This window comes from Niveispirillum sp. KHB5.9 (assembly GCF_048066115.1).
Taxonomy (GTDB): Bacteria; Pseudomonadota; Alphaproteobacteria; order Azospirillales; family Azospirillaceae; genus Niveispirillum.
Genome location: NZ_JBLTYX010000008.1, coordinates 153,424 through 177,436, shown reverse-complemented (window position 1 = coordinate 177,436; position 24,013 = coordinate 153,424). Strand labels below are relative to the sequence as shown.

22 protein-coding genes are annotated in these 24,013 nt (G+C 65.4%); 10 read left to right on the top strand and 12 right to left on the bottom strand.

All coding sequences use genetic code 11. From position 1 onward, the window contains the following. The first annotated feature begins 5 nt into the window (after positions 1-5). From ccoN to ACM9HJ_RS15425, 9 genes are all read left to right on the top strand, one after another. Positions 6-1,643 carry a cytochrome-c oxidase, cbb3-type subunit I gene (gene ccoN / locus ACM9HJ_RS15465; protein ID WP_416572645.1) on the top strand — a complete coding sequence of 546 codons (1,638 nt, stop codon included), beginning with the start codon at positions 6-8 and terminating at the stop codon, positions 1,641-1,643. 4 nt (positions 1,644-1,647) lie between these two features. Beyond that, entirely contained in the window at positions 1,648-2,373 is a 726-nt protein-coding gene (gene ccoO / locus ACM9HJ_RS15460; RefSeq protein ID WP_416572644.1) for a cytochrome-c oxidase, cbb3-type subunit II, read from the top strand. A gap of 1 nt (position 2,374) precedes the next feature. After that, complete coding sequence (locus ACM9HJ_RS15455) at positions 2,375-2,542, top strand: cbb3-type cytochrome c oxidase subunit 3 (RefSeq protein WP_416572643.1); 168 nt, start codon at positions 2,375-2,377, stop codon at positions 2,540-2,542. Further along, positions 2,539-3,414, top strand: a complete 876-nt coding sequence (gene ccoP, locus ACM9HJ_RS15450) for a cytochrome-c oxidase, cbb3-type subunit III (protein ID WP_416572642.1) — start codon at positions 2,539-2,541, stop codon at positions 3,412-3,414. The genes ACM9HJ_RS15455 and ccoP overlap by 4 nt, the downstream gene beginning before the upstream one ends. Continuing rightward, positions 3,401-3,583, top strand: coding sequence for a hypothetical protein (locus ACM9HJ_RS15445; RefSeq protein ID WP_416572641.1), 183 nt, complete (start codon positions 3,401-3,403; stop codon positions 3,581-3,583). The genes ccoP and ACM9HJ_RS15445 overlap by 14 nt, the downstream gene beginning before the upstream one ends. A gap of 14 nt (positions 3,584-3,597) precedes the next feature. After that, positions 3,598-4,398, top strand: a complete 801-nt coding sequence (locus ACM9HJ_RS15440; RefSeq protein WP_416572640.1) for a DUF2189 domain-containing protein — start codon at positions 3,598-3,600, stop codon at positions 4,396-4,398. A gap of 112 nt (positions 4,399-4,510) precedes the next feature. Next, entirely contained in the window at positions 4,511-5,026 is a 516-nt protein-coding gene (locus tag ACM9HJ_RS15435; RefSeq protein WP_416572639.1) for a sigma-70 family RNA polymerase sigma factor, read from the top strand. Then, positions 5,023-5,979, top strand: coding sequence for a FecR family protein (locus ACM9HJ_RS15430; protein ID WP_416572638.1), 957 nt, complete (start codon positions 5,023-5,025; stop codon positions 5,977-5,979). The genes ACM9HJ_RS15435 and ACM9HJ_RS15430 overlap by 4 nt, the downstream gene beginning before the upstream one ends. An 85-nt stretch (positions 5,980-6,064) precedes the next feature. Next, positions 6,065-8,506, top strand: coding sequence for a TonB-dependent receptor domain-containing protein (locus ACM9HJ_RS15425; protein WP_416572637.1), 2,442 nt, complete (start codon positions 6,065-6,067; stop codon positions 8,504-8,506). Positions 8,507-8,545: 39 nt separating this feature from the next. On the opposite strand, the gene ACM9HJ_RS15420 is transcribed toward ACM9HJ_RS15425, so the two are convergent. From ACM9HJ_RS15420 to ACM9HJ_RS15380, 9 genes are all read right to left on the bottom strand, one after another. Continuing rightward, on the bottom strand, positions 8,546-9,037 hold the full coding sequence (locus tag ACM9HJ_RS15420) for a hypothetical protein (protein ID WP_416572636.1): 492 nt from the start codon (positions 9,035-9,037) through the stop codon (positions 8,546-8,548). A 28-nt stretch (positions 9,038-9,065) separates the two neighbouring features. After that, the gene (locus ACM9HJ_RS15415; protein ID WP_416572635.1) at positions 9,066-9,944 is read right to left on the bottom strand and encodes an alpha/beta fold hydrolase; all 879 of its coding nucleotides are present in this window, start codon (positions 9,942-9,944) and stop codon (positions 9,066-9,068) included. 51 nt (positions 9,945-9,995) lie between these two features. After that, entirely contained in the window at positions 9,996-10,640 is a 645-nt protein-coding gene (locus tag ACM9HJ_RS15410) for an isochorismatase family cysteine hydrolase (RefSeq protein WP_416572634.1), read from the bottom strand. Between the two features lie 98 nt (positions 10,641-10,738). Continuing rightward, positions 10,739-11,389 carry a response regulator transcription factor gene (locus ACM9HJ_RS15405; RefSeq protein ID WP_416572633.1) on the bottom strand — a complete coding sequence of 217 codons (651 nt, stop codon included), beginning with the start codon at positions 11,387-11,389 and terminating at the stop codon, positions 10,739-10,741. A 76-nt stretch (positions 11,390-11,465) separates the two neighbouring features. Beyond that, a complete protein-coding gene (locus tag ACM9HJ_RS15400) occupies positions 11,466-13,526 on the bottom strand; it encodes a PAS domain-containing sensor histidine kinase (protein ID WP_416572632.1) in 2,061 nt (686 codons plus the stop codon). After that, positions 13,523-13,912: a response regulator transcription factor gene (locus ACM9HJ_RS15395; RefSeq protein ID WP_416572631.1), complete on the bottom strand. Its 390-nt coding sequence runs from the start codon at positions 13,910-13,912 to the stop codon at positions 13,523-13,525. The genes ACM9HJ_RS15400 and ACM9HJ_RS15395 overlap by 4 nt, the downstream gene beginning before the upstream one ends. Before the next feature lie 70 nt (positions 13,913-13,982). Then, positions 13,983-15,623 carry a glycoside hydrolase family 43 protein gene (locus ACM9HJ_RS15390; protein WP_416572630.1) on the bottom strand — a complete coding sequence of 547 codons (1,641 nt, stop codon included), beginning with the start codon at positions 15,621-15,623 and terminating at the stop codon, positions 13,983-13,985. Next, complete coding sequence (locus ACM9HJ_RS15385; protein WP_416572629.1) at positions 15,620-16,882, bottom strand: MFS transporter; 1,263 nt, start codon at positions 16,880-16,882, stop codon at positions 15,620-15,622. The genes ACM9HJ_RS15390 and ACM9HJ_RS15385 overlap by 4 nt, the downstream gene beginning before the upstream one ends. Before the next feature lie 13 nt (positions 16,883-16,895). Continuing rightward, entirely contained in the window at positions 16,896-19,541 is a 2,646-nt protein-coding gene (locus ACM9HJ_RS15380) for a glycosyl hydrolase 115 family protein (RefSeq protein ID WP_416572628.1), read from the bottom strand. Positions 19,542-19,751: 210 nt separating this feature from the next. Between ACM9HJ_RS15380 and ACM9HJ_RS15375 the strand changes: the two genes are divergently transcribed. Next, on the top strand, positions 19,752-20,414 hold the full coding sequence (locus ACM9HJ_RS15375) for an HAD-IA family hydrolase (protein WP_416572627.1): 663 nt from the start codon (positions 19,752-19,754) through the stop codon (positions 20,412-20,414). Between the two features lie 77 nt (positions 20,415-20,491). Here ACM9HJ_RS15375 and kduD read toward each other — a convergent pair whose 3' ends face one another. The 3 genes from kduD to uxaC form a co-directional block, all read right to left on the bottom strand. Beyond that, on the bottom strand, positions 20,492-21,250 hold the full coding sequence (gene kduD / locus ACM9HJ_RS15370) for a 2-dehydro-3-deoxy-D-gluconate 5-dehydrogenase KduD (RefSeq protein WP_416572626.1): 759 nt from the start codon (positions 21,248-21,250) through the stop codon (positions 20,492-20,494). Positions 21,251-21,454: 204 nt separating this feature from the next. Next, on the bottom strand, positions 21,455-22,300 hold the full coding sequence (gene kduI, locus ACM9HJ_RS15365; RefSeq protein ID WP_416572625.1) for a 5-dehydro-4-deoxy-D-glucuronate isomerase: 846 nt from the start codon (positions 22,298-22,300) through the stop codon (positions 21,455-21,457). A gap of 67 nt (positions 22,301-22,367) precedes the next feature. Further along, complete coding sequence (gene uxaC / locus ACM9HJ_RS15360) at positions 22,368-23,783, bottom strand: glucuronate isomerase (RefSeq protein WP_416572624.1); 1,416 nt, start codon at positions 23,781-23,783, stop codon at positions 22,368-22,370. Positions 23,784-24,013: the final 230 nt, after the last annotated feature.

Here is a 24,013-nt window from a genome sequence, read left to right as displayed (position 1 = left end):
AACCCATGGTCGCACAGCTTACCCGCGCCGAGCGGCAGTTCGCCCTTATCATCCTTGGCCTGCTATCGCTGTGCGGGCTGGTGATGGCCGCCGGCGCCAATGACGACCTGTTCGCCCTGCATGGCGGGCTGGTGCTGGTCTTCGCCGTCGGCATCGCCTTCCTGGTCCTGTCCGGCATGCACGCGCCGGAACCGGATGCGGGAAGGCTGGCCGAATATTACGACGATCCCAGCCGGGTGGGCATCGTGCTGACCATGGGCTGGGCCCTGTTCGGGCTGGCCATCGGCGATTGGGTGGCCTGGATGCTGGCCTATCCGCATCTCACCTTCGATGCCGCCTGGGCCAGTTTCGGGCGGATACGGCCCATCCATACCACCGCCGTGATCTTCGGATTCGGCGGCAATGCCCTGATCGCCACATCCTATCACGTCGTGCAGCGCACCTGTCGCACCCGCTTGGCAGGACAATTCAGCCCGTGGTTCGTGCTGCTGGGATACAACCTATTCCTGTTGCTGTCCGTGACCGGTTACCCGCTGGGCATCACCCAGTCCAAGGAATATGCCGAGCCGGAATGGTATGTGGACCTCTGGCTGTGCGTGGTGTGGGTCACCTATCTGGTGCTCTATATCCGCACCCTGGCACGGCGGCGGGAGCCGCATATCTATGTGGCCAACTGGTATTATCTGGCCTTCATCGTCGTCGTGGCCATGCTGCATATCATCAACAATTTGGCCATGCCCGTGGCCTGGAACCACTCCCGAGCCTATTCCGCCTTTGCCGGCGTGCAGGATGCGATGACGCAATGGTGGTACGGGCATAATGCGGTGGCCTTCTTCCTGACCGCCGGCTTCCTGGGCATGATGTATTATTACCTGCCCGTGCGCGCCCAGCGGCCGATCTTCAGTTACCGCATGTCGATCATCAGCTTCTGGGGCATCACCTTCATGTATATGTGGGCGGGTTCCCACCATCTGCACTACACGGCCCTGCCGCATTGGGTGCAGACGCTGGGCATGACCTTCTCGCTGATCCTGCTGATCCCGTCCTGGGGGTCGGCCGCCAATGCGCTGCTGACCCTGAACGGCGCCTGGCACAAGGTGCGTGACGACGCCACCCTGCGCTTCATGATGGTGGCGGCCATCTTCTATGGCCTGACCACGTTCGAGGGATCGTTCATGGCCATCCGCGCCGTGAATTCCCTGTCGCACTATACCGACTGGACCGTGGGCCATGTGCATGCCGGCGCCTTGGGCTGGGTGGCGCTGATCACCTTCGGCGCGCTCTACAGCCTGACGCCGGCCCTTTGGGGTCGGGAGAAGATGCATTCCGCCTGGGCCGTGGAGGCGCATTTCTGGCTCGCCCTGGCCGGCACCCTTGTCTACGTCTTCGCCATGTGGAATTCCGGCGTCATCCAAGGGCTGATGTGGCGCACCTATGACACGGGCGGCACCCTGGCCTATTCCTTCGTCGACAGCCTTGTGGCCATGCATCCCTATTACATCGCACGCGCAGTGGGCGGGGCGCTGTTCCTGGCCGGGGCCGCCATCGGCGCCTGGAATGTCTGGATGACCATAAAGGGGCCATCGCCCGCATCGCAACCGGCCGGCACCGACCGGCCGCTGCCTGTCCTGGCGGGGGAGTGAACCGATGCTCGGACTGCACTACAAGCTTGAAAAGCACTCCATGGCCCTGGTGCTGGGCATCATCTTCGTCGCCTCAATCGGCGGGCTGGTGGAGATCGCGCCGCTGTTCACCATCGACGAGACGGTGGAGGATGCACCCGACCTGCGCATCTACACGCCGTTGGAGGTGGCGGGGCGCAACATCTATATCCGGGAAGGTTGTTACGCCTGCCATTCGCAGATGATCCGCACCTTGCGGGACGAGGTGGAACGGTACGGCCCCTATTCGCTGGCGGTTGAATCCAAGCATGACCACCCGATGCAATGGGGGTCGAAGCGCACCGGTCCAGATCTGGCCCGTATCGGCGGCAAATATTCCGATGAATGGCAGGTGGCGCATCTGGTCGATCCGCGCGCCGTGGTGCCGCAATCGATCATGCCCTCCTACAAGTTCCTGGCGCGCACGGTGCTGCGCACCGACGATCTGGGCCTGCATCTGAAAGCGTTGAGCCGGGTGGGTGTGCCCTATACGGATGAGATGGTGGCCAACGCCACCGCCGACGCCATCGCTCAGGCCAATGCGGATGGTAGCGATGGCCTGACCACCCGCTATGGTGCCGCCACCCAGGTCCGGGTGTTCGACGGTGATCCCGGCAAGGTGACGGAGATGGATGCGCTGGTGGCCTATCTCCAGATCCTGGGCCGCCTGACCGATGCCGCCCACACCAACAGCCAGCCGCCGGAGGAATGACATGCCGGAGACAGGCCATGAGCTGACCGTTTTCCTGGCCAAGGGGTTCGGGCTTTTCTACCTGCTGGCCCTATCGGCGGGGGTGCTGATCTATGCGTTTTGGCCCGGCAACGGCAAGCGCTTCGACCATGCGGCCCGGTCGGTGCTGAACAAGGAGGACCGGCCATGAGCGGCGGCGGTGAACGCGATCCCATCACGGGACACATGACCACGGGCCATGAATGGAACGGCATCAAGGAACTGAACACGCCGGTGCCCAAGGCTGTCTGGTTCTTCCTGATCACCACCTTCCTGTTCTCCGTCGTCTGGTGGGTGCTGATGCCGGCCTGGCCGCTGGGCAGCACCTATACCAAGGGCTTGCTTGGCATCGACCAGCGCCAGGTGGTGGCGGCCGATTTGAAACAGGCGGCCGAACAGGCGCCGGCCTGGGTGGCCACCGTCACCGACACCGACTATGCCGCCATCCAGGCCGATCCCGCCCTGATGGATCAGGTGCGACGGCACGGGGCGGTTTTGTTCGGCGATAATTGCGCCGCCTGCCATGGGGTGGGCGGCAGCGGTGGGCCGGGATATCCGGCACTGGCGGCCGGTTCCTGGCTGTGGGGCGGGTCGCCGGAGGCACTGGCGGAGACCATCCGTGTCGGCATCAATTCCGACCATCCCGAGACGCGCATATCGCAGATGCCGGCCTTCGGGCGCGACCAGATGCTGACCCGGCCGGATATCATTGCCGTGCTGGCCCATGTCCGGTCGCTGTCGGGGGCCGGGCCGGCATCGGCGGCGGGACAGGAACTGTTCACCGCCAATTGTGCGGCCTGCCATGGCGAGGAAGGGCGCGGCATGGTGGAGATGGGGGCACCCAACCTGACCGATGCCACCTGGATCTATGGCGGGGACGAGCAGACGATCTTTGCCACCGTCTTCAACGGCCGTCAGGGGCACATGCCGCGCTGGGACCAGCGTCTGTCTGATCTGGACCGCAAGGTGCTGGCGCTGTATGTCGCCGATCTGGCTGCCGGGGGTAAGCATGCCGGTCCTTAGGCACTGGCGCGTCATCCTGCTGGTCTTGGCCGGCATCGCCCTGCTGGTCGGGGCCAATATCCATCTGGTGATGGTGGCGCTGGAGAGCCAGCCTTCCTGCGTACCGCACCAGAAACCGGGCGTGAAGCCGGCCCAAGCCGGTTACAGCGCCGCCAAATCCGCCTGTTGAGAGGCCATGACATCATGATCAGTCCCGCCGACAGCCTGCCGCCCACCGTCCCACCCCTGCCCCATGTCAGCCCGCATGCGCGCGGCCTGCCCGCCGGGGCGGCGGTCGACTGGCTGCGCGCCGGCTGGCGGGATTTGTGGGTCAATCCGGCCTGCAGCCTTGCTTACGGTGTGGTCATGCTGCTGGTCTCCTGGTCCGTGGTGGCGGGGCTGGTCGGGCTGGAGCGGGACTATTTCCTGTTCCCGGCCCTGTCCGGTTTCGCCATCGTGGCGCCGGCCTTCGCCACCGGGCTTTACGAGAAAAGCCGGCGGCTGGCGGAGGGTGAACGGATCGGGCTGGCCACCATGCTGCATGTCAAGGCGGCGTCGGGGCGGCAGATCCTGTTCGTCGGCGTGCTGCTCTGCCTGCTGATGCTGGTCTGGATGCGCGCCGCCGTCCTGCTCTACGCCCTGTTCTTCGGCTGGAAACCATTCCCGGGGCTGGAACATGTGACCGGCATGCTGGTGAGCGAGCCGCTGGGCATCTGGCTGCTGCTGGTCGGCGGGGCGGTGGGTGGCCTGTTCGCGGCCTTCGGCTTCGCCATCTCCGTCTTCTCCCTGCCCATGCTGCTGGATGAACGGGTGGACGCGCTGACCGCCATGGGCACCAGCATGTCCATGGTCTGGCACAATCTGCCCGTCATGCTGACCTGGGGCGCCATCGTGCTGGTGTCGCTGGCTTTGGCGCTGCTGCCGGGTCTGCTGGGTCTGGTGCTGGTCTTCCCGTTGCTGGGCCATGCCACCTGGCATGCCTATCAGGCCGTTCGAGGGCGCTGAACGCTGCACGCTGCATGCTGCACGCATGCGTAACCTGACAGGATTGATATTGCGACTGATTATCAAACCTGATAGTCAGCCTTATCCTTTCCTTATCAGTCAGTCCCGTCCCTTGCCCGCGATCACCGCCCCGGATTTCGACGCCTTCTATCGCGACCATGCAAATTGGCTGGCCGTATGGCTGCGCCGGCATGCGCGGTGCGGGCATCGGGCGGCCGATCTGGCGCAGGACACGTTCTGCCGGCTGCTGGAACGGCCGGACCTTTCGATGCCGGACAATCCGCGCCGTTACCTGGCCACGGTGGCCCGCCGCCTGTTGATCGATGACAGCCGCCGTCAGGCCAGCGAGCGGGCCTTTCTGGAGGCCTATTGCCTGCTGCTGGACGGGGAGGAGGCGCCATCGCCCGAACGGGTGGCCATGGCGGTGGCCGAACTGGCGGCCCTGGCAAGGCTGCTGGAGGAACTGCCGCCCAAGCCGCGCCGCGCCTTCCTGCTGAACCGGCTGGATGGCCTGTCCTATGCCGAGATTTCGGCGGAACTGGGCGTGTCGGTCAGCATGGTGAAGCAATATCTGGCCCGCGCACTCGCTCATTGCTACCGCGCCGCCTATGGGCCCGACGCGGCATGAAGGGCGGGGAGCCGACGGCGGCGATGGTGGAGCAGGCCGCCGCCTGGCATGTGCGCGTCGGCGAGGCCGATCATGATGAGACGGCGCTGGACCAATGGCTGCGCGCCGACCCGCGCCACCGTCTGGCCTTCGACCGGATGACGGGCATCCTGGACCGGATCGGGCGGCAGCCGGCCTTGGAGCGCAAGGCGCTGGACATGATGTTCCGCCGGCCGCAACAACAGCCGCGCGACCGGCGGCCGTTGGCGGGTGCGGCCCTGGCCGTGCTGCTGCTGGCCGGCATCGGCGGCTGGCAATGGCCGGCATTGAAGCCGCATATGGCCGATGAACGCAGCGCCGTGGGTGAATTGCGGCAGGTGACCCTGTCCGACCGATCGCAACTGGTACTCTCGTCCGACACGGCGCTGGACGTGGCCTTGGAGGCTGGCGCGCGGCGCATCGACCTGCTGGCGGGGGAAGTGATGGCGGAGGTCGCACCCGACCCGGCCGCCCCCTTCACCATCGTCACACCGGAAATGACCGCCCAGGCGTTGGGCACGCGTTACAGCGTGCGGCGCGAGGCAGGGACGACCCTGGTCACCGTGCTGGAATCCAAGGTGCTGGCATGCGCCCGTGCCCTGGCCAACCAATGCGTCACCCTGCTGCCGGGGCAGCGGGCACGCATCGGTACTGCCGGCATCACCCGCCTGCCCGATATCGACCCGGCGCTGGCCGATGCCTGGACGCAAGGCTGGCTGGCGGTGGAGGATTGGCCGCTGTCCGACCTGCTGGCGGAACTGAACCGCTGGCGCGCCCGGCCCGTGCGCTATGACCCGGCCGCCCTGGCGGGGCTGCGCGTGTCGGGCCATTACCCGCTGAACGATACCGACCGGGCCCTGGCGGCTTTGGCCGCTTCGCTGCCGGTCATGCTGGACCGCGGCAACCCGGAAAGCCCGGTGATCCGGCGTCGCTGAAAAAATATTCTCCAACCCACTGTCCATTTCGCTGGCTGGCGCGTCCGGAAGGATGAGTGCTTCATCCAAAACGGGGGATTTTTCCGTGTCTTTCGCCAAGCTTCGCCTGCACCGCCCGCTGCTGGGGGCCCTGCTGCTGGGGACGGCCCTGTCCTTCACCGCCACGGCCCAGGCCCAGACGCAGGCCACGGCGAGCGTCACCTATGATATTCCGGCCGGCCCCCTGGCCCCGGCGTTGGGCCAGTTCGCGCGTCTCTCCGGCACGGTCCTGTCCTACGATCCCGCCCTGGTGCGCAACCGCACGACGCCGGGTCTGCGCGGCGGCCATGGAGCTGCATCGGCGCTGGACACCTTGCTGGCCGGCAGCGGCCTGCGCGCCACGCCGGACCAGGCCGGCGGCTTCGCCATCGTCGCGGCACCTGCCCCCGCTGGCGCCGCAACCGCCGCACCCTCCCCGTCCCGCCCGCGTGCCACGGCCGCTTCGGCCCCGGTGGAAGAGATAATCGTGTCGGCCGCCCGCACCAAGCTGCCGGCCAGCGCCCTGCCCCTGACCGTTGACGTCATCGACGCCGCCACCCTGTCCGACCAGGTGGCCATCGCCGGGTCCACGGTCGATGCCGTGGCCACGCTGCTGCCCTCCTTCTCCCCCACCCGGCAGAAGATGACGGGCGTGGGTGAGACCTTGCGCGGTCGGTCGCCCTTGTTCGCCATCAACGGCATCCCGCAGACCAGCCCCATCCGCGACGGTGCGCGCGACGCCTATTCCATCGATCCGTTCTTCATCGACCGGGTGGAAACGGTGTTCGGTTCAAACGCGTTGCAAGGCATCGGCGGCACCGGTGGCGTCATCAACCAGGTGACGGTGGGCGCACCCAAGCATGACGGGTTCAGCGGCCGCGTGCTGGTGCAGGGCGTCAGCGATGACGGGTTCGATGACAGCACAATGGGCGGCAAGGTGGCGGCCCTGGTCTCCAACCGCGACGGCGCCTATGACGCCACGGTGGGTGCGGTGCGCGAGACCCGCGGCGTGTTCGTCGATGCCAAGGGCCGTCGCATCGGCCTGGATGCCGACCAGGGGGATATCCAGAATTCCGTCAGCTGGTCGCTGTTCGGCCGTTTCGGTGCCGATCTGGGGGAGACGACACGGGTGGAACTGGTCGCCAACCGGTTCGAACTGGAAGGTGACGGCGAATACACCGTCAAGGCCGGCAACCGCGACACGGGCCTGCCCACCACCAGCATCCGCGCCGACCTGCCGGGTGACGCACCCGCCAACAAGTCGGAGATGCTGTCGGCCAGCCTGACCGACAGCGATCTCCATGGCGGCGACCTGACGACGCAGCTTTACTTCAACCGCATCCGCAACACCTACGGCGCCGATATCTCCGCCACCTTCCAGGATGCCAGCATCGCCCCCATCGGCACGCTGTTCGACCAGTCGGCCATCTTCTCCCGCAAGCTGGGCGCGCGCGGTTCGTACGAGCGCGAGGTGCCGGGCGTGGAGGGCCTGACCGCTACCGTCGGCCTGGACAGCCAGGTCGATCGCACCAGCCAGGCCATGATCCTGACCAACCGCCGCTGGGTGCCGGAGACCGATTTCTACACCAACTCCGCCTTCCTCCAGGCCAACTGGTCGCTGTTCGACGGGCTGCTGCGTCTGGCCGGCGGGGCGCGGCGGGAGGATGTGAAGCTGGAGGTCGATGATTTCGTCACCCTGGCGTCGTACGGCAACCGGCGGGTCACGGGCGGCAAGCTGTCCTTCGACAAGACGCTGTATAATGGCGGCGTGGTGCTGGAACTGACGGAGGGTCTGCGTTTCTACGGCGCCTATGCCGAGGGGTTCACGGTGCCCGACGTGGGCCGCGTCCTGCGCACCATCAACCGCGACGGCGTGCGGGTGGAAACCTATGCCAACATGATCCCCATCATCTCCGACAACCGGGAGATCGGGGTGGAGTTGAACCAGGGACCCCTGACGGCCAGCGCCACCTATTTCTGGTCGGACAGCAAGTTCGGCCAGCTGCTGGTCTACAACGCCGCCCTGGGGTTCAACGATATCCGTCGCCAGGCGATGGAGATCGAGGGGCTGGAAACGAACGTCACGGCTAGGACGCCGGTGCCGGGCCTGGACCTGTCGGCCGGCTATGCCCGCCTGCGCGGCCGCACCGACGGCAATAATGACGGCGTGCTGGACCGCGACCTGGACGGCGCCAATATCAGCCCCGACCGCCTGAACCTGGCTGCCAACTATGCCCAGGAAAGGTTCAGCGCGCGTTTGCAGGCGCAGTTCTACCTGTCGCGCGACTTCGAAGGCGTGGATGTCCGCAACAATTTCGAAGGCTATACGCTGGTCGATGCGTTGATCCGGTACGATCTCGGCTTCGGCAATGTCAGCCTGGCGGTACAGAACCTGCTGGACCGGCAATACATCACCTACAGTTCCGATACGGGCTATGCCGGCGACAATCTGCGTTATTTCGCGGGTCGTGGCCGGACATTGACCGTAGGCTGGGATTACAGCTTCTGAGCCATCGGCGGGCGTCCGTCACCCGTGACGGACGCCCGGTCAACCCATCACCACGGCCCGGCGGCGCACGGCCAGCCAGCCCAGGGTGATGAAGGCGATCAGCACCGCACCCTGCGCCAGGGCGAAGGGCGGCTCGCTGCCCGTGGGGGCCAGGTCGTTCAGTGCCGTGATCTTCAGGAAGGATTGCACCACAGCCACGAAGGCGTTCAGGTACAGTCCCACGGTAGCCGCCACCAGATAGGTCACCATCCAGGCCCCGCCCCGCAGCCGGCGGAAATAGGCGGCCACCGCCACGGCCAGCACCGCCAGTGACACGATGCCCGTACCCAGGGCCGGCGTGAAGGCGGTGATCGGAAACATGAAGCCGGTGACGGTGGTGGCGACGGTGGTGACCAGGAAGATGGCATTCACCACCCCCAGCCAGCGCCCATTGACCAATGCCAGCAGCCAGACCAGCCCCGTGGCGAGACCGATCAGGGAAATCGCCACATGCAGTGTCGTGAATGCCTCGATCGACAAACCCAGCAGCATCTTCGTCTCCTGTTGTTTTGTGTGCGCCTCAAACCGGACGCGGGTTGTTCTTCACGAAGCTGGCGATCAGGTCGGCGCTCAGCTCCGGATACTGGTGCTGGGGCCCGTGGCCGCTGTCGGGCCAGGTGGTCACGAACAGGGTGGGCCAGAGATCGTTCTGCGCGTACCAGTTCTCCACCGGGAACATGATGTCATGGTCGCCCGACAGGGCCAGGACGGGAATGTCCGTGCTGCGGAAGAAGGCCTGATAGGCACCGTCGGGATCGGGAAACGGCGTGGTCGGATCGGAACTGGCGATCACCGATTGTATCATGATATCGGGCGGCGTGAAGGTATCCGTGACGGCCGACCGTGACCGGATACGCGCCACCGATGCATCGCCGGCGGCACGGGATTTGGCACTGTCCGGCTCGAAGAACAGGATATATTCCTCCGCCATGCCGTACTCATGCTTGAAGGCGGTTTGCAGGAACAAAGGCTCTTGCGGCTTGACCATCAGGCCGGGTGGCATGGTGGCGATGGCCAGGACGTGGCTGACTTTGTCGGGATGCGTGGCCGCGAACACCTGTGCGGCGAAGCCGCCCAGCGACCAGCCGGCGATCACCACGCGGCCCAGGCCCAGGGCCGTGACCAGATCATCCACATCCTTGGCCATGTCCTGCTTGGCATAGCTGGCCTTGCCGGTGGACAGGCCCAGGCCGGAATAATCGAAGGTGGTGACGGTGAAATCGCGTGCCAGCAGGTCCAGGAACAGCGGGTCCCAGCTGTCCATGGTACCACGGAAGCGCACGCACAGGACCAAATCCGGCCCCTGGCCGAAGCGGCGATAGGCGATGGTGCGGCCATCCACCTCCACAGACCGGTTGGGGGCGGTCAGGGCAGTGTAATCGACGGAAATGGTGGTCATCGTCGTGACTCCTCTGTTGTCGTGTTTCTCAAACGCCGGAATGGTTTCCGGTCAGCCGAAATCCATGCGCGGACCGGCCAGCGCATCCACCAGTTCGGCGGTGGTGACGATGGCGTGGGCATAGGTGGGGCCGTTGATCTCGTGCGCGGCGCGCATGGCCTCAGGACTGGCCGCCGCCGTGGCGTCGCGGACCAGGGTGGTGTGATAGCCAAGCTCCACGGCGTAACGGCCGGTGCTTTCGATGCAGGTATTGGCGATCAGCCCGATCAGGATGACGCGGGAAATGCCCTTCTGCTTCAGCAGGAAATCCAGGTTGGTGTTGGCGAAGCCACTGGAGCCCCAATGTTCGGTGGCCACCATGTCGCCCGGCTGCGGCGCGAAATCGGGAAACCATTCCCCACCCCAACTGCCGGCCGCGAACACGCGATGGCGGTACCCGCCCTCCAGATAGGGGTTGGGATGGTCCCAGCCATCCAGGTCGCCATCCTTCCAGCGATGATGCGGCACGATGATCACCGGCAGGCCGGCACCGCGCGCGGCGGCGACCGCCTTGCGCAGGTTGTTCAGCAGGCCCAGCTCCGTGGCCACGGCGGAGACCATGGGCCAGAGCTTGCCTTCCGGCGCCAGGAAGTCGTTATAGGGATCGACGAACAGCAGCGCGGTCCGCGCCCTGTCGATAGGGGTGGTCGCCGACATCGGTTATCTCCGGTGATCGCTGGGTCCCCGTTGTTCCGGGGTGTCCCTACGATGCGCCTTAGGAGACCGTTAACCAATTGTCCGTGGATGTAGGCCGCTCATACCTGCGTATAGGCGGCGCGGGCCAGGACCGCTTGCGGGTCCAGCTTCAGGGTTTCCGCCATGCGCACCAGATCGGCCAGGGTGCGGGCCCCCATCTTGCGCATGGCGGAGCCGCGATGGATCTTCACCGTGATCTCCGACAGGCTCAGATCGCCCGCCACCTGCTTGTTCAGCCTTCCGGCGGTGACCAGCGCCATCACCTGCCGCTCCCGTGGCGTTAAGGTTTCGTAAAGGGAACGCAGCTGCGTCACCGCACCCCGCGCCGCCCGCTTCGTGCGGTCCTGTTCGATGGCGGCGGAGACAGCGTCCAGCAAATCCTGTTCACGGAACGGTTTGGGCAGGAAATCCAGGGCACCAGCCTTCATCGCCCGCACCGACATGGGGATGTCGCCGTGACCGGTCATAATGATGACAGGCAGGGAGATGCCCAGCCCCTGCAGCTGCGCCTGGAAATCCAGCCCGCTCATCCCCGGCATGCGCACATCCAGCAGCAGGCAGCCCGGCAGGTCCGGACGGGCGGTATCAAGGAAACCACGCACGCTTTCATGCGCCATGGCGCCCAGCCCGACGGAACGGAACAGGCTGTCCAGTGACTGGCGCAGGGAGGCGTCGTCATCAATGATATGGACGATGGAATCAGGCGACATTTCGGGGCCGCTCCGGGGGGTGGGCGAGGAAAAGGTTAGGTTGGCGAAGCATCTGGTGCAAGGGCGATGGGGGGCATCACCCCCCCTTCTTAAGTACGTCCCCCTCAACCAGGGCGGGCAGGGTGAAGCAGAACCGTGCACCGGGTCCGTCGGCGCGGTTTTCGGCTTCGATGCCGCCGCCATGCGCCTCGATGATGGAACGGCAGACGGCCAGGCCGATGCCCAGCCCATCGCGCTTGGTGGTGAAGAAACTGTCGAACAGGCGGGGGATGACCGAAGGGGTCAGGCCGGGGCCGTTATCCTCCACGATCACGCACAGGCGGTCCGCATCCGTGGGGGCCACGGTGATGGACAGGCGCTGTTCGGGTGTGGCCGCCTCGGCCATGGCCTGCATGGCATTGACGGCCAGATTGACGATCACCTGCTGCACCTGGATACGGTCGGCGGCGACCAGGGCCGGGCCGGGGGCGGGATCGAAATGCAGTTCCACCTGCCGCGCCTGAAATTCATGCTTCAGGAAGCGCGTCGCCTCCTCCACCACATCGTTCAGGCTGACGGGCACATGGTCGGCACGGCGGTTGGCGGCCATGTCGCGCACCCGGGCGATGATGCCGGCGGCGCGCTGCGCATCCGACACCACCCTTCCCGCCAGTTCCCGCACCTCCGCAAGGTCGGGTTCCGGGCGCGCCAGCCAGCGCAGGCAGGCGGAACCGCTGGCGCTGATCGCCGCCAGCGGCTGGTTCACCTCATGCGCGATGGAGGCGGCCAGTTCGCCCAGCATGGCGACGCGGCCGGCATGGGCCAGCTCCGTCTGCATCTGTTCCACCTTGGCCAGTGCGGCCACGCGGTCGCCGATATCGACGAAGGCCACGATGTTGGTGCCGCGTTCCCAGGTGGCAGCCGGAAAGGCCACGGTATAGAGGACGTCGATCGGCGTGCCGTCCAGCGCATCGACCTGTGTTTCCTCCGAATATCCGGGCTCCCCGCGCAGGCGGGCCAGCACGGTTCGGCGCACGGTTTCCGGCCTTGTGCGCCAGAACCGTTCGATGGGGATCAGCATCTCCTCGCGTTCGTTGGCGCGAAACAGGCGTACGGCCTGGGGGTTCACCTCGATCGTCTGTGTGTTGCGCAGGATGTCGCGGATGAAATCCAGGTCGATATCGGCCTCGCTGCGCGGCAGGGGACGGCCGTCACCGACCAGGGCCCGCAGTTGGCTGTTCATGTAGCGCAGGTCCAGCTGGCCCAGGGCGACGGGCATATTGTCGAACAGTTCGCGGTACCGCCGCTCGCTGCGCCGCGTCTCCTCCTCCGCCTGTTTGCGCTCGGTGATGTCGATGACGCCGACCAGCACATGGCCCCTGCCCTTGTGCTCCTCCGGCCAGCAGACGGTGAACAGCACGTCGACGGGGCTGCCATCCAGACGGGTCAGGGTGGTTTCGGTGGCGTATCGATCCTGACGCCGGGCGGCGGCGATCAGGCTTTCGGCGAAGACCCGGCGGCTGGGCGGCGGGAAGCACCAGGCGACATGGCCACCCACGATCTCTTCCCGGCTGGTCGCACCGAACAGGGAGACGGCCTTGTCATTGACGTCGATGACACGCACGGCCCGCATCGCCTCGACGATCCAGCCGGGGTTTTCCGCCATGTGGCGGGGGAAATCACTGACGCCGGCAGCCATCAGGTCGCCGATCATCATGCGCACGCGGCTGAAATCCATCTCCCAGAAACCCGCCGCCATGGCCTGGAACAGGTTGCGGTAGCGGTGGGCGGCCAGCCGCGCATCCTGTTCCAGTGCCGACAGGGCGGTGATGTCGCGGCCCGTCTCCACGATGTCGTGGGGATTGCCGGCCTCGTCACGGCGCAGGGTCCAGCGCAGTTCGATCTTGCGCTCCGTGCCGTCGGCGGCGTGGCGGCCCACCTCCCCTTCCCACGCACCCGTCTGCAATACCTTGGCTTCGATATCGGCGATGGGGAACAGGTGGCGGGTGACCAGCAGGTCGTTCAGGTCGCGGCCCAGCGCGTCGGCCCGCCGCCAGCCATAGAGCTTCTCCGATGCGCGGTTCCACAGGGTGATGTGGCCCGTCAGATCACGGACGATCAGGCTTTCCGATACCAGATCGGCGATGTCGTCATTCATGGGGCGGCTTGCCCGTCGGCCGGCCCGATGGCCTCCACCAGGCAACCGGCCAGTTCATCGGCATCGAACGGCTTGCGCAGCAGGCGGAAGGGCCGCGACGCCATGGCGCGCTCCAGCAGCGGGCGTTCGGTGCGCGCCGTCAGCAGGATCACCGGCAGGTCCGGCCGCCGCCCTGCCAGGGCCAGGCGCAAATCGATGCCCGACAGGCCCGGCATCTGGATATCGGTGACCACGCAGTCCGTCCCGCCCAGATCGGCGCTGGCCAGGAAATCCTCCGCCGATCCATGGGCCGTGGCGCGATAGCCGAATGAGCGCAACAGGCCCACCAGCGCCGCGCTCAGCGACGGATCATCATCGATAACGGAGACAAGCAGGGGTACGGACACCTGTGCATCCTTCCAAGGGCGGATGTGAGGACCTATGCTGGCACGCGGACGCGATGAAGGGGAATCATATCTAGGTGTTAGTGCTGTCGGTCGGATCGCCGACATAGTCCCTTTCGCGATAATCGAACCAGTCGAAATCGGCTGGCAGCCCGGTGCCGGACATGTCCTGGCAGGCCATGCCTATGAAGGCGCCGGTGAAATTGGGGGCCCCGGGGCTGGTGGCCTCGTCCGACAGGATGCTGGCATCGAATGTCTGGGGCATCCAGGTCCAGCCGGTGCCATCCAGGCTGTAGGCGAAACGCAGCCGTTCGAAATCGATCTCCGCCCGCAGATATACAGGCCCCGGCGGCAGGGGGATCGGATCGGTGAAGGCGTCGGCCTGGGGGCTGTCCGGCAAAGCCGACATCACGCGCAGATGGCGACCATGGGTATCGTCACGGCTGACATGGAGATAGTGGAACTTGGTGCCACCGTAATAGCAGACCAGGCCGGCCATCTGCTGGAAATGCCTGGGCTCGAAATCCATGCGCGTGGCAGCGGAATAGCAGAATGCCTGCTGCCGCCGCGCCACCAGGGCCTGGCGGAACTGGCTGCCGATGGTTTCGCGTCCATGCAGGCGCAGCCAGCCCGGACGGTCGATCAGGCTGAAAATCTCCGCCGGATAGGGGGTGCGCAGCCATTGGAAATCGATGGGCAGGTCGGGCCCGTCGAAATCGGCACGCATGGGCGTATTCGGGAAAGTGTGCGGCGGCAGGCCCGGTGACGGGGTGGACAGGCTGGGCAGGCCCTGACCATCCACGGTGCGCAGCCAGCCATCCTCCCCCCAGACCATGCGCTGGATCGCCGTTTCCCGCCCCAACACGCAGCGCCCCCGGTTGGGCAGCGGCCGGCCACAGAGATAGACGGCATAGGTCTCACCGTCCGGCGTGTCCACCAGATCGGCATGGCCCGCCCGCTGCAACGGCGCATCGGGGCGGTTGCGGGAGCTGAGGATGTAGGTGTCGGGATGCAGTTCATAGGCGCCGGCAAGGCTGCGCGACCGTGCCATGGTCACGGCGTGGTTCCAGCCGGTCCCCCCTTCGGCCGTCAGTAGATAGTACCAGCCGTCACGCTTGTAGAGATGCGGCGCCTCGGTCAGGCCCAAGGCCGTGCCCTTGAAGATCAGCTGGCGTTCGCCGACCAGGGCCTGCGCCTGGGGCGAATATTCCTGGCAGACGATGCCTGCGAAGCGGTTGCGGCCGGGGCGATGGTCCCACAGCATGTTGACCAGATATTTGCGCCCGTCATCATCATGGAACAGCGACGGATCAAAGCCACTGCTGTTCAGATGGACGGGGTCGGACCAGTCGCCGTCGATACTCTCACACGTCACCAAGTAATTGTGGAAGTCTCGCAGCGAGGCACCGGACGCCCCGCCGACAGTGGTACGGCCATAGCGCTTCACATCGGTATAGATCAGGTAAAACCGTCCATCCTCATGGGTCAGGCAGGGTGCCCAGACACCGCAGCTATCGGGCGCACCCAACATGTTCAGCTGGCTGGGCCGGTTCAGCGGCCGTGCCACCAGCCGCCAATGCACCAGATCGCGCGAATGGTGGATCTGCACCCCGGGAAACCATTCGAAGGTCGAGGTGGCGATGTAATAGTCGCGGCCCACACGGACGATGGACGGGTCAGGATTGAAGCCGGGCAAGATGGGATTGCGGATCATGCCGTCTCCGTTTTTGCATGGTCGCGCACCAGCACCCAGAGCAGCACAGCGCCCAGGATATCCAGCACGCCCAGCGCCAGGAAGAAGGGATCATAGCCCACTGTCGCCACCAAGCCACCGATCAGCAGGGAGAAGATCAGGACCCCCAGATTGCCCATGGTCCCCGCCATGCCGGCCACCGTCGCCACCTCGTTGCGGCGGAACAGGTCGGAGGAGAGCGTGATCACGGTGACCGACAGCGTCTGGTGCGCGAAACCGCCCAGGCACAGCAGGGCAATGGCCAGATAGGGGCTTTCCACCCGTCCCACGAAGGCCATACCCGTCATCATCAGCGCCCCCACCGTGAAGGCCCAGCGCCGGGCGTTCAGCAGGCCGACACCACGCCGGTGCAGGAAGCTGGCGATGGTCGGCCCGAACAGGCAGCCCAGATCGGCCGCCACGAAGGGCAGCCAGGCGAACATGGCGATGGCCGCCAGATCGAAACCGCGCACCGTGGTGAGATAGAGCGGCACCCAGAAGGCCAAGGTGCCCCAGGTCGGATCGGCCAAAAAGCGCGGCAGGGCGATGCCCCAGAAATTGCGCTGTTTGGCCAGCTGCCAGATCGACGGCCTGGTGCCGTCGCCGGTCAGATGGGTTTCCTGGCCCGCCGCGATATGGGCGCGCTCCACATCCGACAGGGCGGGATGGTTGGAAGGCGACTGATAGAATTTCAACCAGGCCGCCACCCAGACCAACCCCAGCGCACCGGCCATGACGAAGGCCATCTGCCAGTTCCAGAACAGGATGGCCCAGGCCACCAGGGGCGGGGCCAGCATCGACCCCACCGAGGCACCGATATTATAGACCCCGCCGGCATGGCCCCGCTCGCGCGCCGGAAACCATTCCGACACGGCCTTCATGCCGGCGGGATTGGCCGACCCCTCGGCAATGCCCAGCAGGCCTCGCAGACCCGCCAGCATGGGCCAATTATGGGCCAACCCATGCGCGATGGTCAGCAGCGACCAGGCGGTGGCGAAGATGGCGAACCCCATCTTCAGCCCGATCACGTCCAGCACATAGCCGCAAAGCGGCTGCATCATCACGCCCAACTGGAAGGCGCCGGTGATCCAGCCATATTCCTGCGTCGTGATGTCCAGATCGGCCAGCACCGTCGGGGCGGCGACGCCCAGGGTGGCGCGGGTCAGGTAATTGATCACCGCGCCCAGCATGATCAATCCGATCATCCACCAGCGCAGCGCCTTGATCTTTCTAGAGCCCATAGGATGGCCCCCCTCAGCGCAGGCTGACCGTCAGCTTTTCCAGCACGGCATTGTCATCAATGCGCCAGAGTTTGACCGTATGGCGCCCGGCCTTGATACTAGGGAAGCTGGTTTCCACCGTATGGGCATGGTTCTTCACCGCCTCCACCCAGGCCGCCTGTTCCGGCATGGTGACCGCACCGGGTGTCGGGATCAGGTGGGAGGTGACCATCTGCACGGGGCCGTCATCGATGGACACACCGATGCGGATGCCCTGCCCCCCACGCGTGTCCAGCGTCGGGGCCAGACGCAGCGCCACATGCGCGGTACCGGCCTCCGGCAGGGTGACGGCATATTCCAGCCGCACGCCATCATCCGCGCCCGTCGATGGTCTTCCCTGCGGCAACGCCAGGACGGCATCACCCTGGCCCAGGTTGGACAGGACCGTCCAGGTCAGGCCCCTGCCCCCCACCGCCCGGTCGAACTTCGCGGCCGGCAGGATGATGGTACGCGGGTCGCTGCGCTCAGGCTGCGCGAACTTGATCTGGGCGGCCAGCCGGTCCGGGGGAGTATCGGCCGACACACGGCTGATGCTGGGCATGGATTGTCGCGTCGGCGTCTGCCAGATCACATAGCTCATATGGACCTGGTTCATCATGCCGTTCCATTTGCCGCCGTTCAGTGCGTGGTATTCCGCCGTCAGATCGGCATCGCGCTTGAAGGTACGCTCCACCTCATTGGCGAAGTAATCGGCGCGCGGGTCGTTGCGCATCATCAGCCGCTTGTTCCAGGCTGCCGCGTAATACATCTCATAGAGGTTGGACAGCGCCAGTACCGGATGTTCGACAAGCTGGAAATAGGCGTCATGCTGGTCGGGGCGTAGCCGTGCCTTGATCTTCCCGACCTTCGCCACCAAGGTCCGCCAATCATCGATCATTTGCCCGAACGGGCCACCATCCAGCACCGGTCCCATTCCCTCGCCAAGCGGGAAACTGTCCTGATCGATCAGTTCCGGCTTGCGGCGTGCGGAATAGGTGCCATAGGTCTCCACCACCTCCGCGATATCCTTGGCGACATCCGCGCCGAAGGTCTGTGCCGCCCATTGCGCAGGCCAGGATGCCAGGGCAGCCGGCGTCATCGCCACCGGGTTCCAGGCCATATCCATAAAGAATTCCAGCGGATATTCCACCGGCTTGATATCGCCGACATTCACGATCCAGATATTCCGCGCCCCGCTTTCATAGGCCAGGTCCATCTGTTGCCAAACCTTGGCGATCTGGTTGGTGTTCAGCCACTTATAGTTTCGCGGAGCGCCGACATAGTCGAAATGGTAATAAACACCGTAGCCGCCGGCCCGGTCCAGCGGGTCCCGTCCCGCCACGGGCAGGCGGCGGATCTGCCCCCAATTATCGTCGGCGAACAACAGGGTCACGTCGTCAGGCACCCGCATGCCATGGTCGTAATAATCCTGCACCTCCTTATACAACGCCCAAAGCTGCGGCGTCTGTTCGGGCGGCTTGCCCGTCACATCGGCGATGATCTTGCGCTGGTCGGCAACGATTGTTTCCAGCAGGCGGGTGGCCGTGTCCTCCGACATCGGTTCGTCCCCGTCGCCGCGCATGCCGACGGTGATCAGGCTTTCATAGCCCTTGCCATCGCCCTTCGACATCATGCGTTCAATGCCGCCGCGCCAAAAGGCGCGCAGATTGTCGGCATTGGCGGCATAGTCCCAGCGACCACCGGTAATGCCCTGATCCTTGTTGCGGTGCCATTCATGCTGGGCGCGGGTCATCGGCTCGTGATGGGAGGTACCCATGACCACGCCCATTTCATCGGCCAGCGCCATGTTGCGCGGATCGTCATCGTTGAAGGCCTTGGGCGCCCACATGGCGGGCCAGAGGTAATTGGCCTTCAACCGCAGCAACAGTTCGAAGACATGGCCATAAAGGTCGGCATTGATGCCGCCGAACTTCGCCTTGGCCCAACCGCTGAAGGCAGGATCCTCGTCATTGATGAAGATGCCGCGATATTTCACGCGCGGATGATCGCTCCGCGACCCCGCCACCAGATACAGTTCGCGCTTCTGCACCACCGGCACATCGGCCCACCAGACCCAGGGGGACACCCCGATCCGTTCCGACAGGTCATAGGCGCCGAACACCGCGCCGCGCCGGTCGGACCCGACAATGACCAGGGCGCGAGGGATATTGGCAGCGGGCTGCTCCACCACAACCTGCCGGTACCCCTCCCACTGCCCGGCCAGATCATCGGTTTTCAGCTTGCCGTCGCGCACCAGCGCGTCGATCACCGGACTGGCACCCAGGACGCCGACGATGATGACCGAGCCATCCGCGTCGGACAAAGCCGACAGCGAAGCCGCCTCCTGCCCCGCCACGCGGCCCAGATCAGCGCGCAAGGAACGGACGGCGTGCTTCACCGCCGGGTCGGCGGATGCATCGACATAGACGGGCAGCGGCCGGCCCAACCGGATCAGCCCCAGGCTGCCCGACTTGCCCGTCGCGCAAGCGCTGACCGGCGTATCGCAGGCCGATGCCTGGGGCACCCCGGCCAGGGCCAGCAGGGTGATGGCGGCGATCGATCCGGCAAGGCGGGCGGACAGGGACCGCGCGACATCGCTCCTGCCCGGACGGGCCGGGACATGGCTGTTCTGGTGCAACAAGGGCGTTTCCTCTACCAATCACGCCGACGTTGATCGTCGGTCGCCAAGGCCTGCAAGCCTTAACTGGTATGGTAGTATACATGATGGATCGGGACAACGACATTGTTAGCGCTCCCTTCACCAGACGGGAGGGAGCCATGCGGGGAGACCGACTGTCGTGACCGATCCGATGCGATAGCCTGGGGACACGATGATAAGCGGAGCCCCTTGATGTCCCTTCTGTTTCCCGACCGGGTGATCGACACGATCCTGCTCGACATGGATGGCACGGTTCTCAGTTCCATCAAATCGGCGGAGCGGGTCTGGGCCGCCTGGGCAGAGCGCCAGGGGCTGGACGTGGCCGCCTTCCTGCCCACCATCCATGGCGTGCAGTCGGTGGAAACCATCCGCCGCCTGAACCTGCCGGGCCTGGACCCGGTGGCTGAGGCCGCCGCCATCACCGCGGCGGAGATCGAGGATGTGGAGGGGATCGAGCCGATTGCCGGCGTCGCCGCCTTCCTGGCCGCCTTGCCCCCGGAACGTTGGGCCATCGTCACCTCCGCCCCGCGCCTTCTGGCCAGTGCACGGCTGGCGGCGGTGGGCATTCCTCTGCCCCACCTGATGATCGCAGCGGAGGATGTGCAGCGTGGCAAGCCGGCGCCGGATTGCTTCCTGCTGGCGGCGGAGAAGCTGGGCACGTCGACCGACAACTGCCTGGTGCTGGAGGACAGCCCGGCCGGCATCGCGGCGGCGGAAGCGGCCGGGGCGGCGGTGTTGGTGGTCACGGCCACCCATACGCATCCGGTAGATACCCCGCATCCGACCATCGCGGACTATGCGGCGCTGGATGTGGATGTGTCGGCGGACGGCGCGATACGGCTGGCCTGTGCCTGAAAAAAGAAACCCCCGCCCATGGGGTGGGCGGGGGGCCTGAGTGGCAGCGGTGGGTACGCGCTGCTGGGAGTTAACAGTTACCGGGCCAGCCAGCCGCCATCCACGGGCAGGGTGATGCCATGGACATAGTCGGCGGCGGCCGAGGACAGGAACACGGCGGCACCGCCCAGGTCCGACGGGGAACCCCAGCGCGCGGCCGGGATGCGGGCCAGGATGTCGCGGTTGCGGTTCTCGTCGGCGCGCAGCGCCTCGGTATTGTTGGTGGCGAAATAGCCGGGCGCGATGGCATTCACATTGATGCCCTTGGACGCCCATTCATTGGCCAGCAGCTTGGTGACGCCGGCAATGCCGCTCTTCGACGCGGTGTAGGACACCACGCGGATGCCGCCCTGGAAGGACAGCATGCTGGCGATATTGATGATCTTCCCACCCGACCCTTGCGCGATGAACTTCTTCGCCACCGCCTGGGCCAGAAAGAACGGGGTCTTCAGGTTGACGTCCAGGACGTCGTCCCAATCCTGTTCGGAGAATTCCAGGGCGTCGGCGCGGCGGATGGTGCCGGCATTGTTGATCAGGATGTCGATGCGGCCGAAGGCGGCGGTGGCCTTCTCCACGATCTCGGCCACCGGCGCACCAGTGCCCAGATCGGCGGACACGAAAGCGAACTTTCCGTCCGCCCCCTCGACGGCGGCCTGCGTATCGGTGGGCGTGGAACGGCCGACGGCGACGATGGATGCCCCGGCCTGGGCCAGCGCCAGCGCGATACCCTGGCCGATACCGGTATTGGCACCGGTTACCAAAGCCACCTTGCCGGAAAGGTCGAAGGGATTGCTCATGATGGGATGCTCCTCTTGGCCATTCGGCATTCTTTTGACATGAGACGCTTTCCGCCCCCTGCGTCATCCCGGCGGAAGCCGGGACCCAAGGGCCATAGGACCAACCCTCGACGCTGCCTCGCTGAACGCTATCGACAGGTCGGGCGCTTGGCTCCTGGGTCCCGGCTTCCGCCGGGATGACGGAAGAAAGCGATAGACCGCCGCTCAGCGCAGCTGGCAGATGTCGATCACCTTCATGTCGGTGTAATCGAGATTCTCGCCGCCCATGGCCCAGATGAAGGAATAGTTGGCGGTGCCGCTGCCCATGTGGATGGACCAGGGCGGGGACATCACCGCCTCGCCATCGGCCACCACGATATGGCGGGCGGCTTCCGGCTCGCCCATGAAATGGAAGACGCGGTTGTCGCCGGGGATATCGCAGTACAGATACACTTCCGAACGGCGGTCATGCAGGTGCGGCGGCATGGTGTTCCACACCGAACCGGGCTTCAGCATGGTCAGGCCCAGCAGCAGCTGCGCCGACTGGCAGGTCGCCGGGACGATATACTGATAGATCGTGCGCTCGTTGCTGGTCTCCAGCGCACCACGCTCCAACGCCACCGCGTCCTTGATGCCGATCTTCTTGTTGGGGAAGCTGGCATGGGCAGGCGTGGAGACGAGGTAGAAGCGCGCCGGCTCGGCGCCATCCGCCGATGCGAAGGTCACATCCTTCGCACCCATGCCGACATAGAGCCCGTCCTTGTTGCCCAGTTCATACACGGTACCATCGACCGTCACCGAACCCGCACCGCCGATATTGACGATGCCCAGCTCGCGGCGTTCCAGGAACGGGTGACCGGCGGCGGATGCCGGCTCGGTCTGGTGCGGCAGGACAATGGCGCCCTTCACGGGCACGGCGCCACCGACGACGAAACGCTCATTATGGCTGTAGTTCAGCACCACCTGATCGGCGGCGAACAGGCCGGTCATCAGATAACGATCGCGCAGATCGTCATTGCTGGCACCCTGCATCATGACAGGGTGGGTGGCGTGGTAGGTCTTCGCGAACATACTGTTTCTCCCCGATTTTTTTCGCACCCGGCCCGGCGATGACGCCCAGCCTATCCGGATGCGGCTTTTACAGCTTATAGGCTTTCTTGGGCAAGTTGTATGACAAATCGACGGCCACTTCCGCCGCGTCATCCTCATCCAGGCGATGCTCGGCCACCATGCGGGCCAGGAAGGCGCAATCCACGCGCCGCGCCACGTCGTGGCGGGCGGGAATGGACAGGAAGGCGCGGGTATCGTCGTTGAAACCGACCGTGTTGTAGAAGCCGGCCGTCTCCGTCACCTGCTCGCGGAAGCGCATCATGCCTTCCGGGCTGTCATGGAACCACCAGGCCGGACCCAGCTTCAAGGTCGGGTAATGGCCGGCCAGCGGCGCCAGTTCGCGCGCATAGGTCGTCTCATCCAGGGTGAACAGGATGATCGACAGGCGCTTGTCATTGCCATAGCGGTCCAGCAGCGGCTTCAGCGCGCTGATATATTCGGTGCGCGACGGCACGTCCGCACCCTTGTCGCGGCCGAACCGTTCGAACACCTGGCCATTATGGTTGCGGAAGGCGCCGGGATGGATCTGCATCACCAGACCATCCTCGATGCTCATCCCCGCCATCTCGGTCAGCATCTGGCCACGGAAGGTCTCGGCCTCGGCGGCGGTGAAATCGCCCTTCAGCACCTTCTGGAATAGCTTTTCCGCATCCGCCGCCGACAGGTTGGCGGTGTTGGCCGTGATATGGCCATGGTCGCTGCTGGTGGTGCCGACTTCCATGAAATCCTGGCGGCGCTTGCGATGGGCGTTCAGATAGCCCTTCCAGGTGAACACATCCTCCCCCGTCACCTCGGCAAAGGCGCGCATGGCGGTGGGAAACTGTTCGTGTTCGGGGTCGATCACCGCGTCGGGGCGGTAGGCCGACACCACGCGCCCGCCCTTCCAGCCGCTCTCCAGCACCTTGTGGTGATGGTCCAGCGTATCGGTTGGCCCCTCCGTCGTGGCGATCACTTCGATATTGAAGCGCTCGAACAGGGCACGGGGACGGAAGGCATCGGCCTTCAGCGCCGCGTCGATCGTGTCATAGTAATGGTCAGCGGTGTCAGCCGACAGGGCGACATCGATGCCGAACACCTTGGTGAACACGAAATTCAGCCACAGCCAGCTGGGTGTGGCGCGGAACAGGTGGAAATTATTGGCGAACAGGTGCCAGGCGGCACGCGGATCGGCGCTGGACGGCCCGGACCGGTCGCCCACGCCGACATCGCCCATGGCGATGCCCTGGCTGTACAGCATGCGATAGACATAATGGTCCGGGGCCAGCAGCAGTTGCGTCGGGTTGCCGAAATTGGCATTGCCGGCGAACCAGGACGGGTCGGTATGGCCGTGCGGGCTGATGATCGGCAGGTCCTTGACCAGCTGGTACAGCCGCCGTGCGATGGCGCGGGTACCAGGATCGGCGGGAAACAGACGGTCTTCATGCAGGGCCAAAGGCTTGGACATCGATAACACCTTGGGGGCGCCGGTAACCGGGATGGTCGCGCTTCTATTAGGTAACCGGTGTCATAAAAGAAGGCAACAGGCTTGTTGTGATTGCGGGGGGATTTTTTCTGGCAAGTGGGATGTGAAAGGCTCAGGCCAGCGGCATGAGACTTTGTCTCGTACCGCTGGAGGCCAGCAACCGCCGGCCCGCGCCCCCATGGGCGCGCAAGCCAAGCCCACGGATGTGGGCG

What these genes read in the sequence shown, in the direction of transcription:
- ACM9HJ_RS15405 (WP_416572633.1), bottom strand. Translation starts at nt 11,389, where the DNA reads ATGTCGCCTGATTCCATCGTCCATATCATTGATGACGACGCCTCCCTG.
- kduD (WP_416572626.1), bottom strand. Translation starts at nt 21,250, where the DNA reads ATGAGCAATCCCTTCGACCTTTCCGGCAAGGTGGCTTTGGTAACCGGT.
- ACM9HJ_RS15430 (WP_416572638.1), top strand. Translation starts at nt 5,023, where the DNA reads ATGAAGGGCGGGGAGCCGACGGCGGCGATGGTGGAGCAGGCCGCCGCC.
- ccoN (WP_416572645.1), top strand. Translation starts at nt 6, where the DNA reads ATGGTCGCACAGCTTACCCGCGCCGAGCGGCAGTTCGCCCTTATCATC.
- ACM9HJ_RS15455 (WP_416572643.1), top strand. Translation starts at nt 2,375, where the DNA reads ATGCCGGAGACAGGCCATGAGCTGACCGTTTTCCTGGCCAAGGGGTTC.
- ACM9HJ_RS15375 (WP_416572627.1), top strand. Translation starts at nt 19,752, where the DNA reads ATGTCCCTTCTGTTTCCCGACCGGGTGATCGACACGATCCTGCTCGAC.
- ACM9HJ_RS15440 (WP_416572640.1), top strand. Translation starts at nt 3,598, where the DNA reads ATGATCAGTCCCGCCGACAGCCTGCCGCCCACCGTCCCACCCCTGCCC.
- ACM9HJ_RS15415 (WP_416572635.1), bottom strand. Translation starts at nt 9,944, where the DNA reads ATGACCACCATTTCCGTCGATTACACTGCCCTGACCGCCCCCAACCGG.
- ACM9HJ_RS15420 (WP_416572636.1), bottom strand. Translation starts at nt 9,037, where the DNA reads ATGCTGCTGGGTTTGTCGATCGAGGCATTCACGACACTGCATGTGGCG.
- ACM9HJ_RS15385 (WP_416572629.1), bottom strand. Translation starts at nt 16,882, where the DNA reads ATGGGCTCTAGAAAGATCAAGGCGCTGCGCTGGTGGATGATCGGATTG.
- kduI (WP_416572625.1), bottom strand. Translation starts at nt 22,300, where the DNA reads ATGTTCGCGAAGACCTACCACGCCACCCACCCTGTCATGATGCAGGGT.
- uxaC (WP_416572624.1), bottom strand. Translation starts at nt 23,783, where the DNA reads ATGTCCAAGCCTTTGGCCCTGCATGAAGACCGTCTGTTTCCCGCCGAT.
- ACM9HJ_RS15410 (WP_416572634.1), bottom strand. Translation starts at nt 10,640, where the DNA reads ATGTCGGCGACCACCCCTATCGACAGGGCGCGGACCGCGCTGCTGTTC.
- ACM9HJ_RS15390 (WP_416572630.1), bottom strand. Translation starts at nt 15,623, where the DNA reads ATGATCCGCAATCCCATCTTGCCCGGCTTCAATCCTGACCCGTCCATC.
- ACM9HJ_RS15400 (WP_416572632.1), bottom strand. Translation starts at nt 13,526, where the DNA reads ATGAATGACGACATCGCCGATCTGGTATCGGAAAGCCTGATCGTCCGT.
- ccoP (WP_416572642.1), top strand. Translation starts at nt 2,539, where the DNA reads ATGAGCGGCGGCGGTGAACGCGATCCCATCACGGGACACATGACCACG.
- ACM9HJ_RS15445 (WP_416572641.1), top strand. Translation starts at nt 3,401, where the DNA reads ATGCCGGTCCTTAGGCACTGGCGCGTCATCCTGCTGGTCTTGGCCGGC.
- ccoO (WP_416572644.1), top strand. Translation starts at nt 1,648, where the DNA reads ATGCTCGGACTGCACTACAAGCTTGAAAAGCACTCCATGGCCCTGGTG.